Here is a 10,201-nt window from a genome sequence, read left to right on the forward strand (position 1 = left end):
ATATTCGAAAAAAGGGTTAACAACGCAGCTCATCTGCGTTGTTAACCCTTTTTCTGCCTATACCATTATGAAAGTCTTGCTACTCTTTACATGCCTAATAATGGCTCGATTGGCTGCAGCCCAGGCGGTTCCCGTGCCGCTGCCCTTTCCCGAGTCCGGCCGGCAGTGTACGGTGAACACCACAGCTTTTAAGGAGACTCCGGGGGTGCGCTATCAGTACCAGTTGGTATACCCTGGTGCATACTGCGTTTGGCTCGCGCCCGCGTGGCGCGGGCAAATCAAACTCGAGCCCAAACGCTACATGTTCAACTCTAATTACTTTGGCGAGCTGCAAGTACTACTGATGCAAACAATCAACGAACTTTCCGCCGATGGGTGGGAATTTGTTGAAATGCGCACGGAATCCTGGACAACGGGCGCAACGCAAAAAATCGAAAAAGATTCGCAATCAACCGACGCTAACAACCCCATCTACAAGGCTACTACGTCTTTTCACGGTTCCTCAGAGACCCGCTATCTTTTTCGCAAAGCCCTTTAATCGATTTGCAGCTGAGCTTTGAGGTGGTCTAGGAATGCCGGACAGAAGAAGGACGTATATTTCTTCTGTTATGATAGCCAAAAAGAGCGGGGCGTCGCCCGACCAACGACGCAAATACGACGAGGCGTTTAAGGCGGAGGCCCTGCGCCTGGCGTCTGAAAGCCGGAGCACGCAAGCCGCGGCCCGCGCGTTGGGCATCAGCCCCAAGCTGCTCTACCGCTGGCAGCAGGCCCAGGTGGTGGCGGAAGTGGGCAGCGTGGAAGTGGCCCGCGACCCGGAGGTGCGCGCCCTGCGGGCGGCCAATAAGCGGCTGGCGCAGGAGCTCGACATTTTAAAAAAAGCCTTGGCCATCTTCGCCCAGCCGACCCCGTGAGCGTGTACCAGCACATTGCCCGGCAGCGGGTCCGGGTGCCGGTCCGCCAGCTCTGCCACGTGCTGTGCGTGGCCCCAAGCGCGTACTACGCCTGGCACCGGCAGCAGGGCCAGCCAGCTCCTGAACCGGCTTGGCAACTGGCCGTGCGCCAGGCATTTGCTCGGCACAGCCAGCGCTACGGCACCCGCCGGTTGCGGGCCGAAGTGCAGGCCGAAGGCCACGCCGTGGGGCGCTGGCGCATCCGCCGGGTGCTGAAAGCGCACGGGCTGCGTGCCCAGCAGCCCCGCTCGTTTGTGCCGCGCACCACCGATTCGGACCCGGCCGTGCGCGCCGTGCCCAACCGCTTGTTGGGCCAGCCGGCCCCCACGGCCCCGAATCGGGTGTGGGTCGGCGACATCACGTACTTGCCGCGCCAAGGTGGCGGCTGGCTCTACCTGGCCGTCTGGCTCGACCCCTGCTCGCGCAAAATCGTGGGCTGGGACGTGCGCGACACGATGCCCGAAGACCTGGTCAGCGAGGCCCTGCGCCGCGCCCTGGCCGTGCGCCAGCCCCGGGCCGGGCTCATCGTGCACTCCGACCAGGGCAGCCAGTACACGGCCACCCGCTTCAAGCAGCTGCTCACCCGCTACGGGGCGCGGCAGAGCATGAGCCGGCGCGGCAACTGCTACGACAACGCCCACGCCGAATCGTTTTGGAGCCGCTTCAAAGCCGAGCTCCTCGATGGTGGGAGCTTCCCCGACCTGGCCGAAGCCAAGCTCGAAATCGCCCACCACATCGCCTATTACAACGCCGAACGTCGACATTCGGCGCTCGGCTATCAATCGCCCAACCACTTCGAAACCCACCTGCAAACCACGTCCCAATTCTGTCCGGTTTAGTTAGACCACCTCACTTCGAGCGGACCGCTAGCTTCTGCGTTAGCGGCCCGCTCTTTGTGTTTCAGCCAGACCCGCCGCTTCGTAGCCGCCCATCTGGCGCGACGCACGATTCAGTGCTTCCGAAAAGCCGTCCTATTCGTAGTCCGACTTGCCCAGCTTCGCTACCACGTAGCCGGGCAGTTTGTGGGTTTTATCGTATTCCCGGAGCATTTTGTACAGCTCGCCGTTGTTGAAGCGCGAAAACTTGCCGATGGCAAGCGCAACGGGCAGGCCTGCAAACACGAGGTACCCGAACGGCGAGATGGTGAACGTAGTAGTCACACCGTTGGCATCGGTCTTGGTGCCGGTCTGTGAAGTTAAAAAGCCAAGAAAGGCTCCACCTCCCACCAGCCATACCACCCCGCCGGTTTGCTTGCGGTTAAACATGTGCACGGCAGCCCGGGCTTCCTTATCGGCGGCGTAGCGCACGTTCAAATAATCCTTGTATTTGCCTTTGGCGAGCTCGGGCGAAAGCAGCGGCTCCGCGATGGCGGCGGGAGCTGCCGGCACGGCGCTGGCGGGCGCAACTGCCGCTGCGGGCTCGGCGGCGGGCGGAGCCGTTTGGGCGTGGGCCGACACAACAGCCATTTTCAACAAAGCGGCAACCAGTAGACTGCGTAGAGTAAGCTTCATCAATGAAAAAGTATTATTTAGAGAAAACAGAATAGCAGTAAAACTACGAAGCAACAGGCATTTTTAGTAGCACAGAGCTGTTTTTTATAAATAATAAGCTAAGCTGTAAAGCCGCACAAAGTAGTAGTTAAGCGCGAATTATTAGCTGGTCATTAAACAGCTCAATTTTAGCTCAACCGCAATAGCAGGCGGTAACTGACATAGAATTTTGCCGCTTTCAGGTGTAATTTCCATGCGCTAAACCCGTACTGGCGAGCCCGAAACCATCAGGCAACCCCAGGGCGCGTTCAGGCATCTATCGCACCACACCTTTATTCTGCTTTTGCCATGAAAATTTCTGTTTTATCCTCCACGTTGGCCATTGCGGCCGTCACCCTTGCTTCCTGCACGGCGCAGGCCCAGGTAAAGCAGTCCCGCCAGGTGGGCAACTTCCAGGTGGTGCAGTCCAGCGGTGGCATTGATGTCTACCTGACCCAAGGCTCCAACACCAAGGTGGTGGTGGAAGCCTCGCCGGAAGCCCAGGAGCACGTGGTGACGGAAGTGGAGGACGGCACCCTGAAAATCGGCTGGGAGCGGAATTACTCGTGGCAGAACCTGCTGAAAAGCAAGGGCCACGTGAACGTATACATCACCTGCCCCCGCCTTACGGGCCTGGCCCTAAGCGGAGGCGCCGATGCCAAAGGCGAATCCGATTTCACCGCCGACGATTTTAACCTGCAAGCCAGCGGCGGCTCCGACGTAAAACTCACCCTAACCGCCAAGACCTTGCGCAGCGTGGCTTCGGGCGGCAGCGATGTGGACCTGGCCGGCCGCGTCGACCGCCAGAAAGTAGAGGTAAGCGGCGGCTCCGACTACAACGCGTTTGCCCTGCAAAGCAATACCGCCAGCGTAAATGCCAGCGGCGGCTCCGATGTCAAGATATCCGTCGAAGGCGAGCTCAACTCCAGCGCTTCCGGTGGCAGCGACGTGCGCTACAAGGGCAACGCGCGCTTGGTCAATGCTTCGCACAGCGGTGGTGGCAGCGTGCGCCGGGTACAGTGAAGAAACATAGTCGTGGGCACTTGTCAAGTGGCTTGAGCCAGGGGAAACGCCAGTACCACTTCGGTGCATTCTCCTTCCAGAGATTTTAGGCTGAGCGTGCCGCCGTGGCCTTGGGTAATGATGTCATAGCTAAGCGAGAGGCCCAAGCCGGTACCCTCGCCCGCCGGCTTGGTCGTGAAGAAGGGCTGAAATGCCTTTTCCTTCACCGCCGCGGGCATGCCCACCCCATTATCGCGCACCCGGATTTCGACCTGCGCCGCGCAACGCCGCGTGCTGACTACGATTTCGGGGTGGTACGTTGGGCCGAGAGTGGCAGCTTTTTGCTGCACGGCGTAGAGGGCATTGGCGTACACATTCAGCAACACCCGCCCAATTTCCTGGGGCACGACCTCGACCAAGCCCAAATTGGCCGCAAAGTCGGTGATGAGCGTGGGGTGGAAGGCGGGGGCCGTTGTGTGTGGGCCGTGGGCCGCGAGCCGTAGGTATTCTGCTACCAGTGCATTTAGGTCGGTGGGCTGGCGCACGCCGCTGATTGGGCGGGCGTGCTCCAGCATGCCGGAGACGATGCGGGCCGCCCGGCGCCCGTGGCCGCTGATTTTGTGCAGGTTCTGCCGCAAACTGTCCATGAGCTCGGTTTCCAGCGCCGTATCGCGGGCGATGCGTTGGTGCTCCTCCGCCAACTCTTCGACAAGCTCCGCTGACACATCGGCGAAGTTGTTGACAAAATTGAGTGGGTTCTGCATCTCGTGGGCAATGCCCGCCGTGAGTTCGCCCAGCGAGGCCATCTTCTCTTTTTGAATAAGTTGGGCCTGCGCGGCCTTTAGGGCCTGCTGCTGCTGTTCGAGCCGGGCATTGGCTCGCTGCTTCGCTCGGTTGTTGCGCCAGAGCAGGCCGCTCAGGCCGCCTACTGCCGCCAAGCCCACCAATGCCCCGAGCAGCAGCCAGCGTTGCTGCTGATTTTTCTGCCGAATCAACTGCTCGTTGCGGGTCAACAACCGGATTTGGGACTGCTTCTTATCCAACTCAAACTGGTATTGCAGCGCGGCCGTACGGCGGCTGAGGTCCTGGCTATTGAGGCTGTCCTGATACGCTTTAAACGACACGTGGTAGCGGTAGGCATCGGCGAAGTGCCCCAGCCGGGCACTGGCTTCCGCCAGTACCTCGCAGGCGTCACGGCTGGTGCTTTTGGTGCCGCTGCGCCGGCCGGCCCGCAATGCCTGCCGCCCGTACATCAGGGCGCTATCGGGCCGCCCCGAGTGCAGGTGTGCCTGGGCCAGGAGCAGTTGGGCCTCGGGCAGGCTGCCCACGTCACTCAGTCGCTTTATCCGGCGCAAAATGCGGAAGCCCGTAGCGAAGGCTTCCCGGTAAAGCCCCATTCGCTCGTCCATGGCCCCAATTCGCAGGAGGGTCAGGGTAATGCCTTTATCTGCGGAGTTCCCAGTGGAAGTTGCCAAGCCCCGCTCGTAATACCGACGGGCCTGCGCCCAGTGGCCTTGCTGGCGGTACACGTCGCCCAGAATCAAGGCGCAGTGGGAAATACCGTTCAGGTCACCTGCCGGCTCGGCCAGGTGTAGGCCGTGCACTAGGTACTGGCGGGCCTTGTCATACTCCCCCATCTGCAGGCAGGTATTGCCCAGTTGGCTATAGAGCAAAATGGCCCAATGCTTATTGTGCACGGCTTCGGCCTGGCGCAAGCCGTCCAAGCTGTAGGCCATAGCTTGTGCAAAGTGGCCTTGCCCAAATTCGATATACGATAGATTATACAGGCATTTCACCAGGTTCAGGCCGTCGCCGAGCCGCCGGAATATCTGCTGCGCTTGTTGCGTATAGGCTATTGCGGGCCCGTACTCGTTTCGAAACCGATGATAAAAACCCAATCCCAGTAGTGCTACCGCTTCCCCGGAGGCATAGTGCAATCGGCGGGCAAGGGGAAGGACTTCCTGGTAAGCCGCGAAGGTTTGCTGGGGCGCAGTCGCATATTGAGCAAAAGCCAGCGCATTGAGCAGGTTCACGCGCCCGGTATCGGCCTGCACGTGGTTCCGCACGGCAGCCTGCAGGCGCGCGGTGACCTGGGCCTGCCCCTGCGCAGTTGCTGCCAGTGCCATGAGCCAGCAGATGAAGAGCAGTTTTTTCATACGGAACGGTCAGTGCCAGCAAATGCAACCCACCGTTAAGATATTGATTTTAATCTATTAAGCCGTTAAAAAATCTCTTTATAAGGCAATGACAATAACAACGCGAAGCGTGGCCTTCGTGGCCTTCAGCATTAGCCCACTTTCACGCACTATTCAGCTCAATTTCAGCTCCGGTAATTAGCAGCCGGTTTCGGCGCAGCTCAACGGCTCACGGCTGTTTGTAGAGCACGCCACCTTTCATCACCAGCTGCACTTTGCGCACGGCGCCCACGTCTTGGGTGGGGTCGCCGGCCACGGCCACCAGGTCGGCCAGCAGGCCGGGGCGGATGCTGCCGCGGTCGGTGAGGTGGAAAATCTGGGCGTTGCCGCTGGTAGCCTGGCGCAACACTTGCAGCGGCGTGAGGCCGAATTCCTTCACCAGCTGCTCCATCTCCCGGGCGTTGTCGCCGTGGGGGAATACGCCCACGTCGCCACCCATGGCCAGCGTCACGCCGGCTTTGAGGGCAGCTTGCACGCTCTGGTGCTTTTGCTCGATGCGAACCGGCACGGGGCCCTGCCCCTTCTTCCAGCCCCGGTATTGGGCGATGGCATCGCCAGCGGCCACGGTGGGGCACAGCGCCACGCCGCGCTGCTTCATCAGCTTAAAGATTTCGGGGGTGCCGTCGTCGCCGTGCTCAATGGTTTCGACGCCGGCTAGGATGGCGCGCCGCATCCCCTCGGGCGTGCTGGCGTGGGCCACCACGCCGCGGCCCGCCGAGCGCGCCGTTTGCACAATCAACGTTAATTCCTCTTGCGAAAATGTGGGTTGGGCCGTGCTATTCAGGCCCCAGCGGTAATCGGCGTACACCTTGATAACATCGGCGCCCTTGCCGATTTGCTCGCGCACGGCCCGCACAATGCCATCCACGCCATCGGCTTCCTGCGCACCCTGGGGCACATCGACGTCGGTCGAGAGCTTGGGGCCGTAGCTACCCGTGGCTACCAGTGCACGGGTGGCCACCAGCAGGCGCGGCCCGGGAATGATACCCTGGTTAATGGCCTGCTTCAGTCCCACGTCGGCGTAGTCCGCGCCCTCGGTGCCCAAATCGCGGGCGGTGGTGAAGCCGGCCAGCAGCGTGCGCTGGGCGTGCACCGTGGCCCGCGCCACCCGCAGCGCCTGCGACTCGAGCAGCACCTGGTCGTTCCAGGGCGTTTCGTTGTAGGGGTGCAGCAGCAGGTGCGAATGGCCCTCAATCAGGCCCGGCATCAGGGTGAGGCCCGGCAGGTCGAGGGTGCGCCCACCGGCCGGCAAAGCCACTTGCGCCGCTGGCCCAGCCGCTGTAATCTTATCGTTTTCGACCAGCACTGCCCAGCCAGCGTGCATGGCCTGGCCATCGAACACGGCGGCCGGACGCAGCAGCGTGGCGGGCTCGGCCATGGTTTGGGCATGCAGTGCGCCGGCAAAGCAAACTAAGAGCACGCTCCAGCTCAACCTCTTAAAGTGTATACCTTTTTTGTGGGTAATGCGGGGGCTGGGCTTTCGGGGGCACCAGCCAGTGTTCGACAACATTAGCACTTTCGATTAGCGTAAAAAGGATGATGGAACGAAGCTACTGGATTGGCTTCGCCCGTTACATTGTGTTCTTTCTAAAAAGCCGGCTTGCTTGGTATGATTCACGGCATCCGGCAGCTTTGTACACCCCGCCTTATCCCGCGCCATGCTGAATTCCACCATCCAATCCATTGAAATTTTCAAGCTGTTTCTCCCGCTGAAGGAGCCGTTTGTCATCTCATTGGGCCCCATCAACGAGGTGCAGAATGTCGTCATCCGGATTCGGACGGCCGACGGCTGCACCGGCTACGGCGAATGCAGCCCCTACCTCACCATCAATGGCGAAAGCATTGATACCTGCTTTGCGGTAGCTCAATATTTGGCGCAGGGCCTGCACGGGCACGATGCGCTTGACATTGCCGGCTGCGTGGCCCTGATGAACCGCATCATCTACGGCAACAGCAGCATCAAAAGTGCCTTCGATATGGCCCTGCACGACGTGGCCGCCCAGCACGCCGGCGTGCCGCTCTACGCCTACCTGGGCGGGCACGCCGATAAGGTGCTCACTACCGACATGACCGTGAGCCTCGGGTCGCCCGAGAAAATGCAGGCCGACGCCATCCGGTTTCAGCAGCAGGGCTTTCCGGCCATCAAAGTGAAGCTGGGCGAAACCCTAGAAGCCGACGTGGCGCGCATCCGGGCCATCCGGGAAGGCATCGGTCCCGACCACCCCCTGCGCATCGACGCCAACCAGGGCTGGCACACCGCCGACGCAGCCATTGCCGTGCTCCAGGCCTTGGCCCCCTACCGCATCGACCACTGCGAAGAGCCCATTTCCCGCCACCTGTTCATGGACCTGGGCCGGGTATCGGCGGCTTCTCCCATTCCCATCATGGCCGACGAAAGCTGCGGCGACGAACACGACGCCGCGCGTCTGATTCAGCTGCGCGCCTGCCCGCAGTTCAACGTCAAGCTGGGCAAGGCCTCGGGGCTGCACAAGGCCCAGAAGATTGTTGAGCTGGGCGCCGCCGCTGGCATGACCCTGCAGGTCGGCGGCTTTATGGAATCCCGCCTGGGCATGACAGCGGCCGCGCACCTGGCCCTCACCAACGACGCTATCCACCACTGCGATTTCGACACCCCGTTGATGTACACTGAAGACCCAGTCCTGGGTGGCATTCAGTACCTAGCCAATGGCGTACTTGAGGTACCCACAGTGCCGGGCCTGGGCGCCGTTATCGACGAGCAGTATCTGCGACACGCCGAGAAGCGGGTATTTGACTGAGTTTAAAACAAACCATAACCCAGTGCTCAAACTCAGCACATCTACTACTACCCCTCAGCCCCAACAACCAAAAAGGCAGCCAGGATATTCCTGGCTGCCTTTTTAAATTAATAACTAAGTTACTCTAGTAACCTCCGCTATCTCATGATGGTAATGCGCTGGTTTACCACTTTGCCATTCGTAATCATGCGGCAGAAGTACACCCCATCCGCAATGTTCTCTCTCGAGAGCGGCAGGTAGTATTCGCGGCCGCTTTCAACTTCGGCATTGTAAACCGTGGTTACCAGTTCACCCAGCTGGTTGTAGAGGTACACCTGAGCTTTGCCACCCTTCACCGTATGGAAGTGGATGGTGGCCTGCTCAGCCATCGGGTTCGGGTAGATTTCGAGGAGGTTGCTAGCTACTGTTCCCACAACATTCTCTACATCGGCAGCAACAACGTTAGAAGCTGTGCCTTTGTCTGGTGAGTGGATTACAATAGAGCCACCTCCCAGGACCATTGTAGCTGCATCGTCTTCACTAGCGCCATTTTGGTTGTCATAAACAACTTTCCCGCCGGCAACTTCCCAGATTTTCATCCGGAAGGTGTCCGGGTTCCTACCCTTTAAGTCTCCGTCAACAGCCGAGACCATGAAGCCGTAATTACCCGAGCCATTGATGGTACCAACTCCTTTATAGCTGGCACGGTCTCCCGAAATCACAAGGCGCATGTCCGTGAGTGAAGTACTCTTAAAGTTCACATTACCTGCCTGGAACTGGAACTCAGTATCACCGTCAACCTGGACTGTAGAGCCTTTTTTGTACTTGGCTACAAAACCGAAGGTAGCTTTTCCGCCAACTTTCATCAAAGGGAAATCCAGTATGGGTGAGTTAATCCAACCGCCGCCGGTGACAAAGCCGCCATTGGGGTCGTATACCACCACGTATTCATACGTCTGAGTAGTTGACAGACCGCAGAAATCCGTCAATGTGAGGGCTACTTTATAAACGCCTGGGGTGGCGTACTTGTGAGTACCCGTTACGGCACCAGGGCTGGCGGTTAAATCACCCTGAGTGATGGCGGTATTATCATCCCAATCCCAGGTAGCTGACTTCAGGTTATTGTCAGTAAAGCTCGCACTCAAGGAAACTGTAGCAGCCGCGATGCTCAAGGGGCTGCTTGGGCCCGTAATGGGTTTGATAACAGGAGCGGTGTTGGTCACGGTTACCACTTGCGTGGCCGTGGCTTTGTTGCCCGAGCCGTCGGTCACGGTCCAGGTCACCGTGGTCACGCCCAGGGCGAAGGCCGTCGGGGCATCGTTTGTCACAGTGGCCACCGTGCAATTGTCTGCGGTCTGCGGCGTACCAAGCGCCACACCGGTCGCGGTGCAGGCCGTGTTGGCAGTGGCCGTTACTGCCAGCGGAGCGGTAATCGTGGGGTTGATGTTATCGCGCACCGTCACCGTCTGCATGGCCGTGGCAGTATTACCCGAGCCGTCAGTAACCGTCCAAGTAACCGTGGTTACGCCTAAGGGGTAAGCCGCCGTCAAGGCCAGCTTGTCGCTGCGCTCGCCAACCGTGCTTTTCACTGTGCAGTTGTCCGCCGTCACTGGCGTGCCCAACGATACATTGCTGGCTGAGCAGCCAGTGGTGGCGGTAAACGCCGTAGCCGCGTCCGGGGCGGTAATCGTAGGCTTGATGTTGTCGGTCACCTTCACCGTCTGCGTCACTTGCTCAGCGGCGTTGCCGTTGGCGTCCGTTACGTTCCA

At 59.8% G+C, this 10,201-nt stretch carries 9 protein-coding genes; 5 read left to right on the forward strand and 4 right to left on the reverse strand.

The genetic code is table 11. The features are described 5' to 3' along the window. Nucleotides 1–67: 67 nt before the first annotated feature. The 3 genes from LJ738_RS02480 (at nt 68) to LJ738_RS02490 (ending at nt 1,789) form a co-directional block, all read left to right on the forward strand. Nucleotides 68–538 (forward strand): hypothetical protein, encoded by a 471-nt coding sequence (locus LJ738_RS02480; RefSeq protein ID WP_227784743.1) that lies wholly within the window; start codon nt 68–70, stop codon nt 536–538. Nucleotides 539–608: 70 nt separating this feature from the next. Continuing rightward, complete coding sequence (locus LJ738_RS02485) at nt 609–911, forward strand: transposase (protein ID WP_227784744.1); 303 nt, start codon at nt 609–611, stop codon at nt 909–911. After that, entirely contained in the window at nt 908–1,789 is an 882-nt protein-coding gene (locus tag LJ738_RS02490) for an IS3 family transposase (protein WP_227784745.1), read from the forward strand. The genes LJ738_RS02485 and LJ738_RS02490 overlap by 4 nt, the downstream gene beginning before the upstream one ends. A gap of 132 nt (nt 1,790–1,921) precedes the next feature. On the opposite strand, the gene LJ738_RS02495 is transcribed toward LJ738_RS02490, so the two are convergent. Further along, nucleotides 1,922–2,461, reverse strand: coding sequence for a hypothetical protein (locus tag LJ738_RS02495; protein WP_227784746.1), 540 nt, complete (start codon nt 2,459–2,461; stop codon nt 1,922–1,924). Between the two features lie 327 nt (nt 2,462–2,788). Between LJ738_RS02495 and LJ738_RS02500 the strand changes: the two genes are divergently transcribed. After that, complete coding sequence (locus LJ738_RS02500) at nt 2,789–3,502, forward strand: head GIN domain-containing protein (protein WP_227784747.1); 714 nt, start codon at nt 2,789–2,791, stop codon at nt 3,500–3,502. A gap of 23 nt (nt 3,503–3,525) precedes the next feature. Here LJ738_RS02500 and LJ738_RS02505 read toward each other — a convergent pair whose 3' ends face one another. Together LJ738_RS02505 and LJ738_RS02510 are read right to left on the reverse strand one after the other, a co-directional pair. Next, entirely contained in the window at nt 3,526–5,637 is a 2,112-nt protein-coding gene (locus LJ738_RS02505; RefSeq protein ID WP_227784748.1) for a tetratricopeptide repeat protein, read from the reverse strand. 208 nt (nt 5,638–5,845) lie between these two features. Next, complete coding sequence (locus tag LJ738_RS02510; RefSeq protein ID WP_227784749.1) at nt 5,846–7,054, reverse strand: metal-dependent hydrolase family protein; 1,209 nt, start codon at nt 7,052–7,054, stop codon at nt 5,846–5,848. A gap of 280 nt (nt 7,055–7,334) precedes the next feature. On the opposite strand from LJ738_RS02510, the gene LJ738_RS02515 reads away from it, so the two are divergent. Further along, a complete protein-coding gene (locus tag LJ738_RS02515; protein WP_227784750.1) occupies nt 7,335–8,453 on the forward strand; it encodes a mandelate racemase/muconate lactonizing enzyme family protein in 1,119 nt (372 codons plus the stop codon). 137 nt (nt 8,454–8,590) lie between these two features. Here the strand turns inward: LJ738_RS02515 and LJ738_RS02520 are convergent. Continuing rightward, nucleotides 8,591–10,201: post-COAP-1 domain-containing protein (locus LJ738_RS02520; protein WP_227784751.1), on the reverse strand; the 1,611-nt coding region annotated here is incomplete at its 5' end.

It is taken from the genome of Hymenobacter plasmatis (assembly GCF_020711255.1).
GTDB lineage: Bacteria > Bacteroidota > Bacteroidia > Cytophagales > Hymenobacteraceae > Hymenobacter.

Bases quoted from the DNA above. Each gene is read 5' to 3' on its own strand.
- LJ738_RS02480 (WP_227784743.1), top strand. From the start codon at position 68: ATGAAAGTCTTGCTACTCTTTACATGCCTAATAATGGCTCGATTGGCT.
- LJ738_RS02495 (WP_227784746.1), bottom strand. From the start codon at position 2,461: ATGAAGCTTACTCTACGCAGTCTACTGGTTGCCGCTTTGTTGAAAATG.
- LJ738_RS02485 (WP_227784744.1), top strand. From the start codon at position 609: ATGATAGCCAAAAAGAGCGGGGCGTCGCCCGACCAACGACGCAAATAC.
- LJ738_RS02500 (WP_227784747.1), top strand. From the start codon at position 2,789: ATGAAAATTTCTGTTTTATCCTCCACGTTGGCCATTGCGGCCGTCACC.
- LJ738_RS02505 (WP_227784748.1), bottom strand. From the start codon at position 5,637: ATGAAAAAACTGCTCTTCATCTGCTGGCTCATGGCACTGGCAGCAACT.
- LJ738_RS02515 (WP_227784750.1), top strand. From the start codon at position 7,335: ATGCTGAATTCCACCATCCAATCCATTGAAATTTTCAAGCTGTTTCTC.
- LJ738_RS02510 (WP_227784749.1), bottom strand. From the start codon at position 7,054: ATGGCCGAGCCCGCCACGCTGCTGCGTCCGGCCGCCGTGTTCGATGGC.